Raw genomic sequence first — 18,360 nt, forward strand, 5'->3', positions numbered from 1 at the left:
CAGCGGACTACGCGGCCACCTGCTCCTTCGCCACGAGCGTGAGCACGTCGTAGGTCGCGACGATCTCGTCGTGCTGGTTCTTCAGCACCGCATCCCAGCGCACCTCGCCGTACTCGTCGGTCTCGCGCGGCGTGATGAGCTTGGCGGTCAGCTCGACGCGGATCTGGTCGTCGGGGGAGACCGGCGTCAGGAACCGCAGGTTCTCCAGACCGGAGTTCGCCAGCACCGGGCCGGGCGCCGGGTCGACGAAGAGCCCCGCCGCCCACGACACGAGCAGGTACCCGTGGGCCACTCGCCCCGGGAAGAACGGGTTCGCGGCGGCCGAGGTCTCGTCCATGTGGGCATAGAAGGTGTCGCCCGTGAACGCCGCGAAGGTCTCGATGTCGGCGAGGGTCACGGTGCGCGAGGGGCTCACGACCTGGTCCCCGATGCGCAGCTCCGCCAGTGACTTGCGGAACGGGTGGATGCCGTCGCCGTCCAGGTACGGACGGGACGCGGCCCCCTGATGCCAGACCCCGGTCAGGGCCGTCATCATCTCGGGGGAGCCCTGCACGGCCGTGCGCTGCATGTGGTGCAGCACCGCACGGATGCCGCCGAGCTCCTCGCCGCCACCCGCGCGACCGGGGCCGCCGTGGACGAGGTTCGGGAGCGGGGAGCCGTGTCCGGTCGAGCTGCGCGCGTCGTCGCGGTCGAGGAAGAGCACGCGCCCGTTGTAGGCGGCCATCCCGGTCGCGAGAGCGGTCGCGACGGCCGGGTCGTGCGTCGCGACACTGGTCACGAGCGAGCCGCCGCCACGGGCCACGAGGGCCGAGGCCTCTTCGAGCGACCGGTATCCGATGATGCTCGACACCGGGCCGAACGCCTCGATCTCGTTGACGGCGGGACTCTCCGCATCCGGGAATCGGAGCAGCATCGGGGAGAGGAAGGCCCCGTCGGGGGCGGGCGCATCGCTGCCGTCGCCGTGCCGCACCGCGGGGGCCTCGGTCGAGCCGATCACAAGCTCGCCGCCGCCCTCCTGCAGACGCGCGACCTGACGCAGCACCTCGTCGCGCTGGGCGGTCGAGGCGAGCGGCCCCATCGTGACGCCCTCGGCTCGGGGATCGCCCAGCACCACGCGCTCCGACAGTCGCGCCCCCACCGCGCCGATCACGTCGTCCACGGCCGACTCCGGCACGATGGCCCGACGGATCGCGGTGCACTTCTGTCCGGCCTTGGTCGTCATCTCGGTGACGAGCTGCGTGACGTAGGCGTCGAACTCCGGGGTGCCGCGCACGGCATCCGTGCCGAGGACCGAGGCGTTGATGGAGTCGGTCTCGCTGGTGAACCGCACGCCCCCCGTCTGCACCGCGTCGTGCGCCCGCAGGCGCTCGGCGGTCGACGCCGATCCGGTGAAGGCCACGAGGTCGCCCAGTCGCAGTTCGTCGAAGAGCCCGGGGACGCCACCCGAGACGAGCTGCAGGGATCCCTCCGGGAGGAGGCCGGACTCCACCATGATGCGCACCATCGCCTCGGCGAGGTATCCCGTGGGCGTCGCCGGCTTCACGACGGTCGGGACTCCGGCGAGGAACGCGGGGGCGAACTTCTCGAGCGATCCCCAGACCGGGAAGTTGAAGGCGTTGATCTGCACCGCGACGCCGGGGAGGCGGGTGTAGATGTGGCGTCCGAGGAAGGAGCCGTCCTTGGACAGGTTCTCCACCGCGCCGTCCACGTACACGGTCGCGTTCGGCAGCTCCCGCCGGCCCTTGCTCGAATAGGCGAAGAGGACGCCGATGCCGCCGTCGATGTCGACCCACGAGTCCTGCTTCGTCGCGCCGGTGCGGCTCGAGATCTCGTAGAGCTCGGCCTTGCGCTCCGTGAGCGCGAGCGCGAGCTGCTTCAGGCGCACCGCGCGCTGATGGAAGGTGAGTGCGCCGAGCGAGGCCTGGCCGGCCCGGCGGGCGTAGGCGAGGGCGCCGCCGAGGTCGAACCCCTCCGTGGAGACCCGGGCGACCACCTCTCCCGTCGAGGCGTCTCGCACCTCGGCGGCGTCCGCCTCGGGGGAGGGCACCCACCAGGCGCCCTGCAGGTAGCTGGGGAGGATCTCGGTCATCTCGGTTCCCTTCATCAGGCGTCCCATTCGTAGAAGCCGCGTCCGCTCTTGCGGCCGAGGTGGCCCTCGGCGACGAGTCGTCGCAGCAGTGCAGGAGGTTCGAAGCGCGCGCCCAGATGCGCGGCCAGGTACTCGGCGATCCCGAGTCGGACATCGAGTCCGACGATGTCGGTGAGTCGGAGCGGACCCACGGGGTGCTTGTACCCCAGCGTCATCGCGGCGTCGATGTCCTCCGCGGAGGCGACGCCCTCCTCGAGCATCCGGATCGCCTCGAGCCCGATCGCGACGCCGAGTCGCGAGGACGCGAAGCCGGGGGCGTCCGCCACGACGATCGGGGTCTTGCCCAGGGCGCGCACCCATCCGCGGGCGTCGTCGATCAGCGCCGGTCCGGTCGTGGCCCCGCGGACGATCTCCACGAGCGTGGAGGCGGGTACCGGATTGAAGAAGTGCATGCCGAGGAAGCGCTCGGGATCCTCGAGCACGGCGGCGAGCTCGTCGATGGAGATCGACGAGGTGTTCGACGCGAGCGCGGCGCCGGGAGTCAGCTGCTTCTCGACGCGGGTGAGGGCGTCGATCTTCAGCGCGATGTCCTCCGGCACGGCCTCGATCACGAGGTCGCACGCCGCGAACGACGAGACATCCGTGCCCGTCACGAACCGCGCACGATAGGAGGTCGCCTCCTCGAGCGCGGTGCCCCGGTCGATCGAGGCGTCCACCGAGTCGAGGACGCGGTCCGATGCGGCAGCGGCCGCGGTGTCATCGCGCTCGATCACGGTCACGGAGGATCCGGCGAGCAGGAAGGCGTGCGCGATGCCGGCGCCCATCCGTCCGCCGCCGAGGACCCCGACGTGTGCGGGGGTGCTGTCGGTCTCGCTCATCGGTCTCTCCGCTCCAGGAAGTCGGTCATGCGGCGGAACTTCTCGGGGCTCTCGAAGAGCTCGGACTGGGCTTCCAGATCCGCCGCGGGATGCCGGTCGCGGGGAGCGCGGAACACGCGCTTGGTCGCGACCGTCGCCGCGGTGTCGTTCCGGGCGATGCGGTCGGCGATCGCGTGGGCGGCCGGCAGCAGGGCGGCCGGCTCATGCAGGGCGGACACCAGACCGATGCGCAGAGCCTCCTCGGCACGGACCGTGCGGCCGGTCAGCAGCAGCTCGATCGCCCGGGCGTCGCCGATGATCTCCTTGAGGCGCCAGCTGGCACCCGCTGCGGCGAGGATGCCGAGTCCGGTCTCCGGATTGCCGATCGCCAGGGTCGGGGTGGCGATGCGGATGTCGGCGGCGTAGGCGAGCTCCGCGCCGCCGCCGAGAGCGTATCCGTCGATCGCTGCGATCACGGGCATGGGCAACTCGGCCAGGCGCACGAAGGCGTGGGCGTTGATGCCGCGCAGCGCATCGGCCGCCCGACGCTCGCGGAGCTCGGCGATGTCGGCTCCGGCCGCGAAGACGCCGTCGGCGCCGGTGAGGATCAGGGTGCGCGGCGACTCCTCGAGCTCGGCGCAGAGCAGGTGGAGCGCATCGATCGTCGCCTGGTCGATCGCGTTGCGCTTGTGAGGACGATGGAGCGTCGCCACCACGCGGTCCTCGTGCCGCTCGACGAGCAGCGGCGCCGGGGAGGGCTGCTCCGCGGGCATCACATCTTCTCCAGGATCATCGCGGCGCCCTGACCGACGCCGACGCACATGGTGGCGAGGCCGTACCGCGAGTCCTCGCGCTCCATGCGCCCGAGGAGCGTGACCAGCAGGCGCGAGCCGGACGAGCCGAGCGGGTGGCCGAGGGCGATCGCCCCGCCGTCGGCGTTCACGCGCGCCTCGTCGAGCCCGAGACGTCGGATACAGGCGATCGACTGCGTCGCGAACGCCTCGTTGAGTTCGACCGCACCGATGTCGTCGATCGAGAGCCCCGCCCGGCGGAGGGCCTTCTGCGTCGCCGGGACCGGACCGAGGCCCATGATCTCGGGCGCGATCCCCGCGCTGGTGCCGACGACGATCCTCGCCCGCGGGATCAGCCCGTGGCGTTCGACGGCCTCGGCGCTCGCCACCACGATCGCGGACGCGCCGTCGTTGAGCGCGCTCGAGTTCCCGGCCGTCACGACCTCACCACCGGCGACCACGGGACGCAGGCGTGCGAGGACGTCGAGTGTCGTGTCGGGCCGCGGTCCCTCGTCGACGAGGAACTCGCCGTCCCGGACCGGGACGCCCACGATCTCGGCCGTGAAGCGACCGGCGGCGATCGCCGCCGCGGCGCGCTGCTGGGAGCGGACCGCGAAGGCATCCGCCTCGGCGCGGGTGATCCCGTCGACCCGGGCGACCTCCTCGGCCGTCTCCGGCATCGAGAACGTCGCCTTGTCGCGGGCGAGCAGGCGCGGGTTGGGGAACCGCCAGCCGATCGAGGTGTCGTACGCGGCTCCGGGCTTGGCCCAGGCCTTCTCGGGCTTCGCCTGCACCCAGGGCGCGCGGGTCATCGACTCGACCCCGCCGGCGACGATGATGTCGGCGTCGCCGGAGCGGATCGCCTGCGCGGCCATCGTCACCGCGGACATCCCCGACGCGCACAACCGGTTCACGGTGATGCCGGGCACGCTGTCGGGGAGTCCTGCGAGCAGCACCGCCATCCTGGCGACGTTGCGGTTGTCCTCCCCGGCCTGGTTCGCCGCGCCGAGGATGACCTCGTCGATCTCGACCCGATCGGCGTCGAGGCCCGCGCGCCGCGCGGCTTCCCTCACGACGAGGGCGGCGAGGTCGTCGGGACGGACCCCGGCGAGGGCTCCGCCGTATCGTCCGACCGGGGTGCGCGTGCCTCCGACGAGGTAGGCCTCGGTCATGCGGATCTCCTGACTGCGTCGTCTCGGGGGTGGTCCGTACGATCGGCCAGCAGGAATTACTGACCGATCGTATGGTAATTATGGCACAGACCCTCCGTCGTCCGCGATCCCGGATCCGCCGACAGCTCAGGTCAGCAGATCGACGTCCTTGGTCTCCTTCACGAGCGAGACGCCGATCAGGGAGATCACCGAGGCCACGGCGATGTAGACGCCGATGGTCCAGGCCGCGTGGAACTGGTTCAGCAGCGTCTCGGCGATCATCGGGGCGAACGCGCCGCCGAGGATGGCGCCGAGCGCGTAGCCGATCGAGACGCCGGAGTAGCGCACGTTCGCCGGGAACATCTCCGCGTACAGGGCGGCCTGGGGGCCGTAGGAGAGGCCGAGGGCGAAGGTCATCACGAACAGCGCGACGAAGTACCAGAGGATGTTCGCGGTGTCGATCAGGAACCACATCGGCACGGCCCAGAGGGCGAGGGCGACGTAGCCGATCTGGAAGGTGCGGATGCGGCCGAGCCGGTCGGAGAGATGCCCTCCCCACAGGGTGAAGATGAGCCAGCCGAACGAGGCGAGCGTCGTCGCCAGCAGCACCGGCGGGCGGTCCATGCCGAGTGCGGTGACGGCGTAGGTCGCGAAGAAGGCGATGAGCAGGTATCCGGCGGCGTTGTTCGCGATGAAGATGACCGCGGTCAGGATGACCTGCTTGGTGTTCGAGCGGAACAGCTGTCCCAGCGGTGCGGATGCCTCCTTGCGACGCCGGCGCAGCTCCTCGAAGATCGGGCTCTCGTCGACGGCGCGCCGGATCACGTAGCCGACGGCGATCAGGACGATCGACAGCAGGAACGGGATGCGCCATCCCCACTCCAGGAAGGCCTCCGGCGACATCGAGGTCGTCAGCGCCCACAGCGTGAACGTCGCGAGGATCATGCCCACCGGGACGCCGATCTGGGGGAAGGCCCCGAACAGGCCGCGCCGGCCGCGCGGCGCGTGCTCGACGGCCATCAGGGCGGCGCCGCCCCACTCGCCACCCGCCGAGAAGCCCTGGAGGATGCGGAGCAGGATCAGCAGGATCGGGGCGGCGACGCCGATCGCGGCGTACGTGGGCAGGATGCCGATGAGCGAGGTCGAGAGGCCCATCATGATCAGCGTGAAGACGAGCATCTTCTTGCGTCCCAGCTTGTCGCCGAGGTGGCCGGCGACGATCGCTCCCAGGGGGCGGAAGAGGAACGAGATGCCGATCGTGGCGAACGACAGCACCTGCGCGAGCCCCGGGCTGGTCTCGGCGATCGGCGCGAGGAAGAGCGGTGCGAGCACCAGGCCGGCCGCCTGGGCGTAGATGAAGAAGTCGTACCACTCGATCGAGGTGCCGACGAGAGTGCTCGCGAGCACTCGACGTTCCTCGGCGGGCATCCGCCCGGTCGGGGTGTGGGCGGAGACGGCTGACGTCATGCGAACTCCATTGTTCTGCGGTTCCGTGGTGGGTGACGGCGAGGTGCCGACGATATTTCATGACCGAATGGTCGGTCAGTTAATCGCCGAGCGTAGCGCATCGACCACGGGGGAGCGCAAGAAGTTCGGTATTCCGGTCAGAGCCTCCCGAACGTCCGAAGCGGGTGCTCGATGAGCTCGGTCACGCGGCGGAGGAACCCGGCCGCGTAGCCGCCGTCGCACACCCGGTGGTCGAAGACGAGCGAGAGCTGGACGATCCGGCGGACCACGATCGCGCCGTCCACGACCCAGGGCCGCTCGAGGATCCGGCCGATGCCGAGGATCGCGACGTCGGGGTGGTTGATGATCGCCGCCGAGCCGTCGACGCCCAGACCGCCGTAGTTGTTGAGGGTGAACGTGGAACCGCGCAGGCGCTCCGGAGGCATCGACCCCGCACGGGCGGTCGCGGCGAGCTCACGCAGAGCCGCGTCGAGCCGGTCCACGCTGAGGGCGTGCGCGCCGGGGACCACCGGGACCAGGAGTCCGCGCTCGGTGTCGGCGGCGACGCCGAGGTTGACGCCCTCGAACGAGATCAGCTCGTCGCCGTCGTCGCTGAGCCGTGATGCCAGCACCGGGTGCTCCTCCAGCGCGATCAGGACGAAGCGGGCGAGGAGCGCGGTGAGGGACGGAGCCCTGCCGCCTTCGGGCGCCATCTGCCCGCGGAGGTCCCACAGCGCCGTCGCGTCGACGTCGACCCAGACGGTCGCCTCGGGGATCTCGGACCGGCTGCGGCTGAGCTTCGCGCTCACCGCGCGCCGCAACGGCGACAGGCGCTCGCGCGAGAGGACCGTGAGGCCGTCGACCGACTCGCCCGCGCCCGTCGCGGTGTCGCGGTGGTGTGCGGCAGCACCGTCCACGGCACTGTCGACGGCGGCGCGCAGCACGTCGGCGCGGGTGACGGCTCCGTCGGCGCCGGTCGCGGCGATCGTGTGCACGTCGAGACCCAGATCGCGCGCGAGGCGGCGCACGAGCGGGGAGCGGACGGCCACGGGACGGCGTTCGACGGGAGCGGACGGCGGCGTCGGTGCGGGTGTCGGTGTGGGTGTCCGTGCCGGTGCCGAGGTCGCTGCCGATGCGGATCCGGCGGGGCGGGCCGCGCCGGCCCGCGGACGGCGACGCCCCTTCGCCGCCGGTGCCGTGGTGCCGTAGCCGATGAGGACGTTGCCGGATCCGGCCCGCTCCTCCTGGCGGTAGGCCTCGTGTTCGGGCTCGGCGGTGGCCGCGTCGCCCATCGTCGCCGGCGCATCTCCGGGGTCTTCGCCCTGGGCGGTCGCGGGCGCGCTCACCTCGAGGACCGGCGCGCCGACGTCGATGGTGTCTCCGGCCGTGCCGTGCAGTGCGGTGACGACCCCCTCGAACGGGGACGGCAGCTCGACCACGCTCTTGGCGGTCTCGACCTCGGCGATCGGCTGGTCCGTCGTGATCGTGTCCCCGACCGCGACGAGCCACTGCACGAGACCCGCCTCCGTGAGTCCCTCGCCGAGGTCGGGCAGCCGGAAGACCCGCGTGCCGGTGTGCGATGTCAGCGGGGTGCTCATGCGTCCTCGTCCCAGTGCAGGGTGTCGATCGCGTCGAGCACGCGGTCGACGTCGGGCAGGTACCAGTGCTCGAGCTTCGGCGGGGCGTAGGGCGTGTCGAAGCCGGTGACGCGGCGCACGGGAGCCGCGAGGTACTCGAAGCAGCGCTCGAACACACGGGCCTGGATCTCGGAGGCGACGCTCGCGTAACCGGGAGCTTCGGCGATGACCACGGCGCGTCCGGTCGACCGGACGGCGGCCGTCACGGTGACGTCGTCGAACGGCGAGAGCGAGCGCACGTCGACGACCTGCACGCTGTGACCCTCCGCGGCGGCGACCTCGGCGGCCTCGAGTGCGAGCGGCACCGAGGCGCCGTAGGCGAGCAGCGTCACGTCCGTCCCGTCGCGGGCGACGCGCGCCGAACCGAGCTCGGCGGTGATCGAGGTGTCGACCTCGCCCTTGGCCCAGTACAGCTTCTTCGGCTCGAGGAAGATCACCGGGTCGGGGGAGGCGATCGCCGCACGCAGCAGCGAGTAGGCGTCCTGCGGCGTCGACGGGCTCACGACCGTGAGGCCGGGCGTGTGGGCGTAGTAGGCCTCGGAGGAGTCGCAGTGGTGCTCGACCCCGCCGATGCCGCCGCCGAACGGGATGCGGATCACCAGCGGCATCCGCATGCCGCCGCGGGTGCGGTTGCCGAGCTTCGCGACGTGGCTGACGACCTGCTCGAACGCCGGGAGCGCGAACGCGTCGAACTGCATCTCGATCACCGGGCGCATGCCGTTCATGGCCATGCCGACGGCGGTGCCGACGATGCCGGATTCGGCGAGCGGGGTGTCGAAGCAGCGCTCCTCGCCGAAGCGCGCGGTCAGGCCGTCGGTGATGCGGAAGACCCCGCCGAGCGCCCCGACGTCCTCGCCGAAGACCACCACGTCCGGATCGGACTCGATCGCGTCGGCGAGCGCGCGGTTCAGGGCAGCGGCCATGCTCATCGTCGTCACGGTCGTCGCCTCGCTCTCCGTGCGGGTGTCGTGCTGTGCGATGGTCATCGGTGGTCTCCGTCCCGGGCAGTCCCCGCATCGGCGAGACGCGACCGCTCGATCTCGTCGCGCAGCAGGTGCCACTGCTCCTCGAGCTGCGGCGAACGGGTCGCGGTCACGAAGCGGAACAGGTCTTCGGGGTCGAGATCGGCATCGGTGTTCAGGGCGGCGCGCATGGCTGTCGCGATCTCCTCGGCGCCGGCGGCGAAGCCCTCCTCGGCATCGGCGTCGAGCGCGCCGGTCGACGTGAGGTGGGCGCGCAGACGCAGCAGGGGGTCGCGGTCGATCCACGCCTGCACCTCCTCGCGTTCGCGGTACCGGGTGTCGTCGTCGGCGTTGGTGTGGGCCTGCATCCGATACGTGTGGGCCTCGACGAGCGACGGACCGCCGCCGGCGCGGGCGCGGGACACGGCCTCGCCCAGCACGGCCAGCACAGCGGCGACGTCGTTCCCGTCGACGCGCTGCCCCGGCATTCCGTAGCCGATGGCCTTGTGGGCGAGGGAGGGGGCGGCCGTCTGCCGGGAGAGCGGGACCGAGATCGCGAACTCGTTGTTCTGCACGAAGAACACGACGGGCACGTGGAAGACGGCGGCGAAGTTCATCGCCTCGTGGAAGTCGCCCTCGCTGGTCGCGCCGTCGCCGCAGAGCGCCAGCACGACGGTGTCCTCGCCGCGATGCTTCGCGGCCTGAGCGAAGCCCACCGCATGCAGGAGCTGCGTGGCGAGCGGGGTCGCCTGCGGGGCGACGCGATGGGCGCGCACGTCGTAGCCGGAGTGCCAGTCGCCCTTGAGGAGCACCATGGCGTCGGCGGGATCGACACCGCGGGCGATGACGGCGACGGAGTCGCGATAGGTCGGGAACAGCCAGTCCGTGTCGCCGAGCACCATCGCGGCGCCGACCTGGCAGGCCTCCTGCCCGTGCGAGGAGGGATAGACGGCGAGGCGTCCCTGGCGCACGAGGGCGCCGGCCTGGTCGTTGATCCGTCGGCCCTCGACGAGGCCGCGATACGCGGCCAGCAGGGACGCGGTGTCGGGGAGCGCGTAGCGCTCATCCGGGACGGCCGTCCCGTGCTCGTCGATCAGTCGCACCGCGGTGTCTCGCGGGAGCATGTCGGTGTGCTGCATCCGTTCGCCCTCCTTGCCGAACTCGATGGGGACAGCATGCCTCCGCGCGCGACAGTCATCCAAGATCATTTGCTCATTCATGGATGAAAGTGCTCCGAATGGGGCATTCTTGAGCGAAACGTCAGAAATTGTGGACCGATGGAAGGGGTCACATGATCGCGCTGGACGAGACGGATCGAGCGATCCTCGAGGAGCTGCGCCGCGACGCGCGTTCCTCGATGACGGCGATCGCGGATGCGGTGCACATCTCCCGAGCGGGGGCGCACGCGAGGATCAAGCGGCTCACGGATGCCGGGGTGATCACCGGCTACTCGGTGCGGACCGACCCGGTGCTGCTCGGCCATCACGCGAGCGCCTACGTCACGCTGGCGATCGAGCAGGCCACCTGGCAGGCCGTGAGCGACCGGCTGCGGGCCATCCCCGAGATCGAGCACATGGCGCTGGTCGGCGGAGACTTCGACGTGATCCTCCTGGTGCGCGCGAACGACGCCCGGGACCTGCGTCGGATCGTGCTGGAGGACATCCAGGCGATCCCGTCGATCCGCTCGACGAGGACGACCCTGATCTTCGAGGACTACACGCGGGACTGAGACCCGACCCTCGGGGGAGTGCGGACGTGATCCCGCCCCCCGCGAGGGAGCCCGCTCAGATGCCGTCGCCGGCGAGGGACGACACGATGACGATCGCGATGCACGCCGCACCGAAGGCGGTCGCGAGCGCGGTCAGCGCGAGCATCATCCCGCCGCCCGGTGCCGTGACGGTCGGCGGTCCGGGCAGGAGCGACGCCCGCAGCGCGGCGGTGACCCGCAGCTGGCGACGCCGCGCGGCGAACCAGAGTGCGCACGCGGCGGCGAGCCCGACCGCCCCCGGGACGAGTCCCCAGACGGCGCCGGCGGACGGCAGCACAAGAGGGAAGATCCGCAGCGAGATCAGGGAGCCGATCGCGATCGCCAGGGCGGTGCGCCGCCAGGCGAGTTCGGTGCGCTCCGGTTGCAGACCCGGATCGAACGGTCCCGGACCGGTCACCGCCAGAGCACCCCGGCCAGGACCAGCAGGCCCACGACGGTCGCGACGACCGCGAGCACGACGGCGGAGAACGCCCCGGGAAGGGGACGGGACTGCCGCATGGCCCGTTCCGCCCGCATCCACTCCCACCAGGCGAGAGGGGCGACCGCGGTTCCGGTGATCATGAGGAGCAGCGACGCCGCGAGGCGGAACCCGGGGTGCAGATCCAGGCCGAGCACCTCCAGGGCGACACCGCCGGCGATGAGGGCGAGTCCGGTGCGCGTCCAGGCGAGGAAGGTGCGCTCGTTCGCCAGCGAGAAGCGCGGATCCGGCTCTTCGCCGATGCCGAACACGGAGGCGGGGAAACGTCGCATCGCCTCATCGTAGCGGCGGGTGCGGAGGGGACGGGGCTCGGGTGTCGCCCGGGCCGGACGGGGGAGTCGGCGTCAGTCGACGGTGATGTCGAACCCGGTGGCCGTGGCGGAGACGGTCACCTGGGAGAGGTCGGAAACCAGGGCGGTCGGGTGGTGCGCGGCGGCATGCGGTCCGACACCGATCACGCGCATGCCGGCGGCGAGACCCGCCTGGATGCCCGCGCCCGAGTCCTCGAACACGAGGCAGTCCGCGGGGTCGATCCCCAGCATCTCCGCACCCCGGAGGAAGCCCTCCGGGTCGGGCTTGGACGCCGACACGTCTTCGGCGGTGACGCTGTGCGCGGGCACGGTCAGACCGGCGGCCCGCATCCGCGCCGTCATGAGGGCGACGTTGGCGGAGGTGACGATGGCGTGCGGGAACGGCTGCAGGGCGTCGAGCAGTACCCGCGCTCCGGGGACCTCGATCACTCCGTCGACGTCGCCCGCCTCGGTGGCGAGCATGACGTCGTTCTCCCGGAGGTTGATGGCGTGGTCGCGCTCCGGGAGCATGATCGCCATGCTCTGGTGCCCCTGCCGGCCGTGCACGGTGCGCAGCACGGTCTCCGGATCGATGCCGTGCGGCTCGGCCCACGCGAGCCACAGCCGCTCCACGACCGCTGTCGAGTCGACGAGGGTCCCGTCCATGTCGAGGAGGACGGCGCGGGCGGAGAGAGTCTGGGTCACCGCTCCAGGCTACTGCGGGCGGCCGGCAGGGCCGGCTTCTAGGATGTGCATCGGGAAGGAAAGACCATGAACGCACTCGCGAGCAGGGTGATGCAGGTGCTGCGGCAGGTGCGCGGTCCGGAGACGGCGGAGACGGTCTTCGAGGCGACCGCGCTGATCGTGGGCGGCGGCTTCCTCGTCGTCGGCTTCGTGATCGGTCTCCCGGTGTTCTGGGGGCACGAGCTGGCCATCAGCGGCCCGGGCTCCATCGGCGTGTTCGCCGCGTACGGCGGTGCGATCACCGCGGTGATCGCCTTCACCCTCGGACGCCTCGCCGTGCGGCCGGAGCAGCCCGATCCGCAGGCCGTCCGCGACGGTTTCAGCGTGCCCGGCGATCGGCTGCGCTGGTACGACCTCGCAGCGATCGCGTTCGCGCATGCGGCGATCGCGTGCCTGGGCTGGCTGGGGATCGCGGAGCTGCTCGAGCGCAGCTTCACCGACGCGCCGGTGTTCCCGTTCCCCGGCGCCGTGCTGGTGGCCGTGGCCTTCGCCCTGACCGGATACGTCTCATTCCTCAGCGCCGTCGCGCTCACGCCGATGGTGCTGTCGCTCGTGCTCGCGGTGTTCCTCGTGATCGGCGCCTTCGCCAGCATGCTCGCCTCCAGCGACGTGCACTGGTGGCGCGACAACCTGTCCGCGTTGGGCATGAGCACCAACAGCGCGTCCGTCGCGTTCAACGTGACGCTGGTCATCGCCGGCGTCATGATCACGACGATCTCGCGCTACGCGACCGCGGGGCTGCCCGCCGAAGACCCGGCCGATCGCCGCGGACGGTTCATCGTGCGCGGCGGCCTGATCCTGATGGGGATCTTCCTGGCCTGCGTCGGGATCTTCCCGGTGGACGAGTTCTTCCTCGTGCACAACACCGTCGCGACGGGGATGACCGTCGTGTTCGCGGTGGTCGTGGTCGGACTCCCGTGGTTCCTGCCCACCATCCCGCGGGTGTTCGTCGCGTTCGGCTGGGCGTACGTGCTCGTCATCGTCCTGCTCGCGGCGTTCTTCGCGGTCGGCTACTACAACCTCACCGCTGTCGAGCTCATCGCCGCGGTCCTGATCTTCAGCTGGATCATCGTCTTCCTGCGCACGGCGGGATCCGTGGGGACCTCGTCTGCTGCGCGCGGTGTCGAGGAAGGACGGGCGGACGGCGCGGTCTCGGAGGCGGTGTCGTGACCGCGCGCTCGACGCCCGTGCGACGGGCCGGCGTGATCACCACCAGGTGAGGTGGAGGGCGGTGCTGCGCCGCCGTGTCAGTCGCGCAGGGCGCGGGTGGCCTCGCGTGTGCGCTGCAGCGCATCGACCGTCTCGGCGAAGCGGCGCTTGGCGATGCCGACGAAGAGGCAGTCGACCAGGGCCAGCTGGGCGATCCGGCTGACCATCGCGCCGGCGCGGAAGGTGGATTCGCGGACCTCGGTGAACAGCGCGTGGTCGGCGGCGCGTGCCAGGGGGGAGTCCTTGGCGGAGGTGACCGCGATGGTCGCGGCGCCGTTGGCCCGGGCGGTCTGGAGGAAGCGCACGGTCTCGGTCGTCGATCCGGCGTGGGAGAAGCCGATGGCGACCGTGGGGGCGGTGTGCAGCACGGTCGCCGCGATCGCCTCGTGGGGGTCGGAGGGCACGTGGGCGTTGCGCCCCACCCGGAGGAGCTTGTGGGCGAGGTCCTCCGCGACGAACTGGCTGGCGCCGATCCCGAACAGCAGGATGCGGTCGGCCGCGTCCACGGCGTCGATCGCGGCCTCGAGCACCGTGAAGTCGAGTCGTGCGACGGTCTCCTCGATCGCGAGCAGCTCGAGCGCGGCGAGCTTGGAGACGGCCTCGTGGAGCGTGTCCTCGTCGGAGATCTCCGAGCCGAAGGCGCCGCGGGCCGAGAACTGCGCCTCCTCCTTGCCGAGCTCGGTCGCGAGCGCCATCCGTAGCGGGGCATATCCGCTGAACCCGATCGCTCGGCAGAATCGCACGACCGAAGCCACCGACGTGTGGCATTCCTCGGCGAGCTCGTTGATGGTCATGTCGATGACGACGTGGGGGTTCTCCCTGATCGCCGCCCCGACACGGGCGAGTGAGGGCGGCAGCGTCGAGGCGGCGGCCTCGATCGTCGACTGGATGCTCATCTGCTCCTCCGGGGGTGTGGGATTCTCAGTATGTCCTGGCTGTTCGGTCGGACGCTCCGTAAATTCTTTTCAGTAGTTTTAGATTCAATGTAGAGTTCTTTCCGAAAGTGTTCCGCAGGGCAGAGCGAGGAGAGAGATGAGCAGCGTCCCGACGACCGCGGCGGTCGACCTCGGCAAGACCCGATGCCGCATCCTCATCGACCAGGGCGAGCGCCTCATCCGCTCGGGAGTCGGTGCCCCCGGACTCGCGACTCCCCGCGGCGTCGACGACGCGATCGCGGCCATCCTGCCCCTGCTCGACCTCGACGCGCCTCCCGCGCTGCTCGGCGTCGGAGCGGCCGGGGCGTGGGCCGCACCCGTCGCCGCCCAGGCGCTCGCGAGCGCGCTCGCCGCATCGACCCGGGCGCGGGTGGCCGTCGCCTCCGATGTCGTGACGGCCCACGCGGGTGCGCTCGGCGGTGCCCCCGGCGTGCTCCTCATCGCCGGAACCGGTGCGGCGGCGCTCGGCGCCGACGCCGACGGCATCCGCCTCATCGACGGCTGGGGCCCCGACCTCGGCGACCTCGGCAGCGGGTCCTGGCTCGGGCGCGAGGCCGCCAGGGCCGTGCAGCGCGCCGCCGTCGGACTCGGGCCCGCGACCCGCCTGACGACGACCGTGGCCGAGAGCATCCGTCCCGCCGACGACGTGGTCTCCTGGGTCGCGGAGGGCGGATCGATCGCCCGACGGCTCGGAACCCTCGCACCGCTCGTGCTGGACGCCGCGGCGGACGGTGACGCCGTCGCGGGGGAGATCGCCGCGGAGGCCGTCCGCCTGCTCACCGCTTCCGCCGTCGCCGCGTCGTCGCTCGCCCCCGAGGTCGCGCTCCACGGCGGCCTCACCGATCACGACTGGTTCCGTGCCGAACTGGTCTCCGCACTCGACGCGGCGGGACGCACCATCGTGCCGTCCGCCGGCGACGCCCTGGACGGTGCGCTGCTGCTCGCGCGCCGCACCGACCTCCCCCACGAAAGGTTCGTCCACCGTGCCGAATGACGACTCCCGCCTGTCCGCTCTCCTCTCCGTCCTCGAGGGCCTCGACACCGAGGCGTCGACGACCGAGCGCGGCGATCTGGACCTGCTGGGCACGGCCGAGCTCGTGCGGCGGATGAACGCGGAGGACAGGCGTGTGCCCGAGGCCGTGGCCGAGCGCGCGGACGAGATCGCCACCGTCGTCGACGGCATCACCGAGCGGTTCCGTCGCGGCGGGCGCCTCATCTACATCGGTGCCGGGACGGCAGGGCGCATCGGCGTGCTCGACGCCAGCGAGTGCCCGCCCACGTTCGGCACCGACCCGTCGATGGTGGTCGGCCTGATCGCCGGGGGCGAGACCGCGATCCGCTCCGCCGTGGAGAACGCGGAGGACGACGAGGAGGCGGCCGGCGCGTCGCTCCGCGAGCTCCGGCTCTCTGAGAACGACACGGTGGTGGGCATCTCGGCCTCCGGCCGCACCCCGTACGTGGTGGGCGGACTGGCCTACGCGCGCAGCGTGGGGGCGTTCACCGCGGCCATCGCCTCGAACGCGGGCTCCGAGATCGGAGCCGTCGCCGAGGTGGCGATCGAGGTCGTCACCGGGCCCGAGTTCATCTCCGGGTCCACCCGGCTCAAGTCGGGGACCGCGCAGAAGCTCGTCGTGAACATGCTCACGACGCTCTCGATGATCAACCTCGGCAAGACGTACCGCGGGGTGATGGTCGACCTGCTCGCCACGAACGAGAAGCTCCACGCGCGCTCGATCCGCACGGTCTCGCAGCTCGCGGGCGTGGATATCGACCGGGCCGCCGACGCACTCCGGGCGGCGGACGGATCAGTCAAGCTCGCGCTCCTGATGCTCGCGACCGACGCCGCACCGCAGACCGCGGCATCCGCCCTCGACGCGGCGGACGGCGTCCTCCGGGACGCGATCGCCGCCCTCGCCTGAGCCAGGGTCCTTCGTCGCCCGGGCACGGCCCCGCGCCCGCCCGCGCTCAATAGGATTCGGGTGTGGATGATCTCGTGCCGGCGGCGCCCTGGCTGATGGCCGCGGCAGCGGTCGTCGCGGCGGGAACCTCGATCGCGGGCGGCCGTGCGGTGCCCTGGCAGGGGCGCCAGACCGTGCTGGTGATGGCGGTGGCGATGCTGGTGACCGCGCTCACGGACGGCGCGCCGCTCTCGGGGCTCGTGCTCGGCGCCGTGCTGCTGCTCTCCGCGATGCTCGGCACGATGGGGGTGCGCGGCACTCCGGAGGCTGCCGGCTGCTTCCGACGGGCGCTCGTCGCGCTGCTCCTGGCCGTGTGCTCCTTCGAGAGCGCGTCGACGGGCGCGGCCTCGGCGACGGGCGTGACGGCGGGTCCGCACGGCGGGCACGGCGGTCTCTCCGGACTGCTCGCGATCCTCATCGTCGTCGGGGTGATCGCGGTGGTGCTGTGGAACGTGGTGGAGGGCTGGTTCATCGAACCCGTGCACCACGGTCGCACCGCACGCCTGCTGACGATCGAGTCGTGGGCGCTCGCGGCCGGCACCGCGGTGACCTGCCTCGGCACCTGACCGTCGCCGCGGGGTCCGGTAGCGTGGCCGGATGCCCCTCGCTCTGATCACCGGCGCTGCGCGCGCGAACAGCATCGCCGCGGGCATCGTCCCCCGACTCCGTGCCGCCGGCTGGACGGTCGTCACGAGCGACGTCCGCGATGCCGATCGCCTCGCCGACCTCTCCACGTCGGAGGGGCCCGACGCCCTGATCGCCGAGGTGAACGCCGCACACGGACCGATCTCGGCGCTCATCCTCAGTCACGCGCACGATGTGGAGTCCGGCATCCTCGACACGACCGCCGAGAGCTTCGATCTGCACGTCGCCGTGAACGCGCGGGCGAGTCTGCTGCTGATCGCGGCGTTCGCGCGGCAGGTCGGCGACGACGGGGGAGTGATCCTCGCGCTCACCAGCGACCACGTGACCGGGAACCTCCCGTACGGTGCGTCGAAGGGCGCGCTCGATCGGCTGGTGATCTCGGCCGCGCGTGAGCTCGGACCGCGCGGGATCTCGGCGAACGTCCTGAACCCCGGACCGATCGACACCGGGTGGATGGACGACGAGACGCGCACGGGGCTGGCGGGGATGACGCCCCTGGGGCGCCTCGGGCAGCCGACGGACGTGGCTGCGGTCGTCGAATTCCTCGTCTCGGACGAGGGGCGCTGGATCTCGGGTCAGCTGCTCAAGTCCGACGGCGCGTTCTCGGCGCAGTACTGAGGGGACGGGGCCGATAGGGTCGCGATCAGTGCCCGCCGCCGAACTCGATCAGGCCCACGCCGACCGCGATGAGCGCGACACCGACGGCCATCATCGCCGAGAAGTGGTCCTTGAAGATCACCCGTCCCAGCACGGCGGTCAGCGCGACGCCGGCGGCCGCCCAGATGCCATAGGCGACGCCCACCGGCATCCCCAGAGCGAGGATCGTGCCGAGCAGCGTGAACGCGGCGAGGTAGCCGACCACGATCACGGGTATCCAGCGGCGGCGGCGCAGGCCCTCGGAGGCGCGCAGGCTCAGCGTCGCGGTGACTTCACTCACGATGGCGAGTGACAGCAGCAGCCAGGTCACGGGGTGACCTCCGTCGCCTCACGCTTGTGCGAGCCGAGCTCGACGAGCAGCACGCCGAGCACGATCACGCCGACGCCGATGATCTGCACCGGGCCCAGCAGCTCGCCGAACAGCACGGTGCCGAGCACCGCGGTGAGCACGACCCCGAACGCCGACCAGATGCCGTATGCGACACCCACCGGCATCCCGCGATCGAGGACGACCGACAGCAGCCACAGCGAGCCGGAGTACCCGAGCACCACGACGATCAGCCAGAGCGGATGCGTGAATCCCTCGGCGGCTCGCAGCGAGAGGGTCGCGGTGACCTCCAGGCCGATCGCGACCAGCAGGGGAGGCCATGCCGAGCGGCGGGGGCGGTCAGTCATCGGAGGGCCTTTCGTGGAGCGTCCGAGGAGGGGAACGCGAGGGCGGCGTGCGGGATTCCCTCGGCGGC

The 18,360-nt window shown here is 71.6% G+C and carries 20 protein-coding genes; 6 read left to right on the plus strand and 14 right to left on the minus strand.

From position 1 onward, the window contains the following. Positions 1-7: 7 nt before the first annotated feature. The 8 genes from paaZ to MME74_RS05450 all read right to left on the minus strand — a co-directional run bounded on the left by paaZ (position 8) and on the right by MME74_RS05450 (position 10,072). Positions 8-2,089: a phenylacetic acid degradation bifunctional protein PaaZ gene (gene paaZ / locus MME74_RS05415; protein ID WP_267417701.1), complete on the minus strand. Its 2,082-nt coding sequence runs from the start codon at positions 2,087-2,089 to the stop codon at positions 8-10. A gap of 14 nt (positions 2,090-2,103) precedes the next feature. After that, positions 2,104-2,967 (minus strand): 3-hydroxyacyl-CoA dehydrogenase family protein, encoded by an 864-nt coding sequence (locus MME74_RS05420; protein ID WP_267417702.1) that lies wholly within the window; start codon positions 2,965-2,967, stop codon positions 2,104-2,106. Further along, positions 2,964-3,719, minus strand: coding sequence for an enoyl-CoA hydratase/isomerase family protein (locus MME74_RS05425; protein WP_267417703.1), 756 nt, complete (start codon positions 3,717-3,719; stop codon positions 2,964-2,966). Before MME74_RS05425 ends, MME74_RS05420 begins: the two co-directional genes overlap by 4 nt. Further along, the gene (locus tag MME74_RS05430; protein ID WP_267417704.1) at positions 3,719-4,909 is read right to left on the minus strand and encodes a thiolase family protein; all 1,191 of its coding nucleotides are present in this window, start codon (positions 4,907-4,909) and stop codon (positions 3,719-3,721) included. The genes MME74_RS05425 and MME74_RS05430 overlap by 1 nt, the downstream gene beginning before the upstream one ends. Positions 4,910-5,035: 126 nt before the next feature. Next, entirely contained in the window at positions 5,036-6,355 is a 1,320-nt protein-coding gene (locus MME74_RS05435) for an MFS transporter (RefSeq protein ID WP_267417706.1), read from the minus strand. A 137-nt stretch (positions 6,356-6,492) separates the two neighbouring features. Then, positions 6,493-7,932, minus strand: a complete 1,440-nt coding sequence (locus tag MME74_RS05440; RefSeq protein WP_267417707.1) for a dihydrolipoamide acetyltransferase family protein — start codon at positions 7,930-7,932, stop codon at positions 6,493-6,495. Beyond that, a complete protein-coding gene (locus MME74_RS05445; protein ID WP_267417708.1) occupies positions 7,929-8,957 on the minus strand; it encodes an alpha-ketoacid dehydrogenase subunit beta in 1,029 nt (342 codons plus the stop codon). Before MME74_RS05445 ends, MME74_RS05440 begins: the two co-directional genes overlap by 4 nt. Further along, entirely contained in the window at positions 8,954-10,072 is a 1,119-nt protein-coding gene (locus MME74_RS05450) for a thiamine pyrophosphate-dependent enzyme (RefSeq protein WP_267417709.1), read from the minus strand. The genes MME74_RS05445 and MME74_RS05450 overlap by 4 nt, the downstream gene beginning before the upstream one ends. 152 nt (positions 10,073-10,224) lie before the next feature. Here MME74_RS05450 and MME74_RS05455 point away from each other — a divergent pair, with 152 nt between their 5' ends. Further along, positions 10,225-10,662 (plus strand): Lrp/AsnC family transcriptional regulator, encoded by a 438-nt coding sequence (locus MME74_RS05455; protein ID WP_267417710.1) that lies wholly within the window; start codon positions 10,225-10,227, stop codon positions 10,660-10,662. Between the two features lie 55 nt (positions 10,663-10,717). Here the strand turns inward: MME74_RS05455 and MME74_RS05460 are convergent, their stop codons facing one another. The 3 genes from MME74_RS05460 to MME74_RS05470 all read right to left on the minus strand — a co-directional run bounded on the left by MME74_RS05460 (position 10,718) and on the right by MME74_RS05470 (position 12,174). After that, positions 10,718-11,098 carry a DUF202 domain-containing protein gene (locus MME74_RS05460; RefSeq protein WP_267417711.1) on the minus strand — a complete coding sequence of 127 codons (381 nt, stop codon included), beginning with the start codon at positions 11,096-11,098 and terminating at the stop codon, positions 10,718-10,720. Continuing rightward, positions 11,095-11,451, minus strand: a complete 357-nt coding sequence (locus MME74_RS05465) for a YidH family protein (protein WP_267417712.1) — start codon at positions 11,449-11,451, stop codon at positions 11,095-11,097. The genes MME74_RS05460 and MME74_RS05465 overlap by 4 nt, the downstream gene beginning before the upstream one ends. A 72-nt stretch (positions 11,452-11,523) precedes the next feature. Then, positions 11,524-12,174 (minus strand): HAD-IA family hydrolase, encoded by a 651-nt coding sequence (locus MME74_RS05470; protein WP_267417713.1) that lies wholly within the window; start codon positions 12,172-12,174, stop codon positions 11,524-11,526. 66 nt (positions 12,175-12,240) lie between these two features. Between MME74_RS05470 and MME74_RS05475 the strand changes: the two genes are divergently transcribed. Then, positions 12,241-13,383 carry a DUF998 domain-containing protein gene (locus MME74_RS05475; protein ID WP_267417714.1) on the plus strand — a complete coding sequence of 381 codons (1,143 nt, stop codon included), beginning with the start codon at positions 12,241-12,243 and terminating at the stop codon, positions 13,381-13,383. A gap of 77 nt (positions 13,384-13,460) precedes the next feature. Here the strand turns inward: MME74_RS05475 and MME74_RS05480 are convergent, their stop codons facing one another. Beyond that, the gene (locus tag MME74_RS05480; protein WP_267417715.1) at positions 13,461-14,318 is read right to left on the minus strand and encodes a MurR/RpiR family transcriptional regulator; all 858 of its coding nucleotides are present in this window, start codon (positions 14,316-14,318) and stop codon (positions 13,461-13,463) included. 136 nt (positions 14,319-14,454) lie between these two features. On the opposite strand from MME74_RS05480, the gene MME74_RS05485 reads away from it, so the two are divergent. The 4 genes from MME74_RS05485 (at position 14,455) to MME74_RS05500 (ending at position 17,578) form a co-directional block, all read left to right on the plus strand. Next, positions 14,455-15,351 carry a BadF/BadG/BcrA/BcrD ATPase family protein gene (locus MME74_RS05485; protein WP_267417716.1) on the plus strand — a complete coding sequence of 299 codons (897 nt, stop codon included), beginning with the start codon at positions 14,455-14,457 and terminating at the stop codon, positions 15,349-15,351. Next, a complete protein-coding gene (gene murQ, locus MME74_RS05490) occupies positions 15,341-16,276 on the plus strand; it encodes an N-acetylmuramic acid 6-phosphate etherase (protein WP_267417717.1) in 936 nt (311 codons plus the stop codon). Before MME74_RS05485 ends, murQ begins: the two co-directional genes overlap by 11 nt. Positions 16,277-16,338: 62 nt before the next feature. Beyond that, positions 16,339-16,881, plus strand: coding sequence for a hypothetical protein (locus MME74_RS05495; protein ID WP_267417718.1), 543 nt, complete (start codon positions 16,339-16,341; stop codon positions 16,879-16,881). Between the two features lie 31 nt (positions 16,882-16,912). Next, the gene (locus MME74_RS05500) at positions 16,913-17,578 is read left to right on the plus strand and encodes an SDR family oxidoreductase (RefSeq protein ID WP_267417719.1); all 666 of its coding nucleotides are present in this window, start codon (positions 16,913-16,915) and stop codon (positions 17,576-17,578) included. A gap of 25 nt (positions 17,579-17,603) precedes the next feature. Here MME74_RS05500 and MME74_RS05505 read toward each other — a convergent pair whose 3' ends face one another. Together MME74_RS05505 and MME74_RS05510 are read right to left on the minus strand one after the other, a co-directional pair. After that, positions 17,604-17,927, minus strand: a complete 324-nt coding sequence (locus MME74_RS05505) for a DMT family transporter (protein WP_267417720.1) — start codon at positions 17,925-17,927, stop codon at positions 17,604-17,606. After that, positions 17,924-18,292 carry a DMT family transporter gene (locus tag MME74_RS05510; protein ID WP_267417721.1) on the minus strand — a complete coding sequence of 123 codons (369 nt, stop codon included), beginning with the start codon at positions 18,290-18,292 and terminating at the stop codon, positions 17,924-17,926. Before MME74_RS05510 ends, MME74_RS05505 begins: the two co-directional genes overlap by 4 nt. Between the last annotated feature and the right edge of the window lie 68 nt (positions 18,293-18,360).

Source organism: Microbacterium oxydans (assembly GCF_026559675.1).
Lineage (GTDB): Bacteria > Actinomycetota > Actinomycetes > Actinomycetales > Microbacteriaceae > Microbacterium > Microbacterium oxydans_D.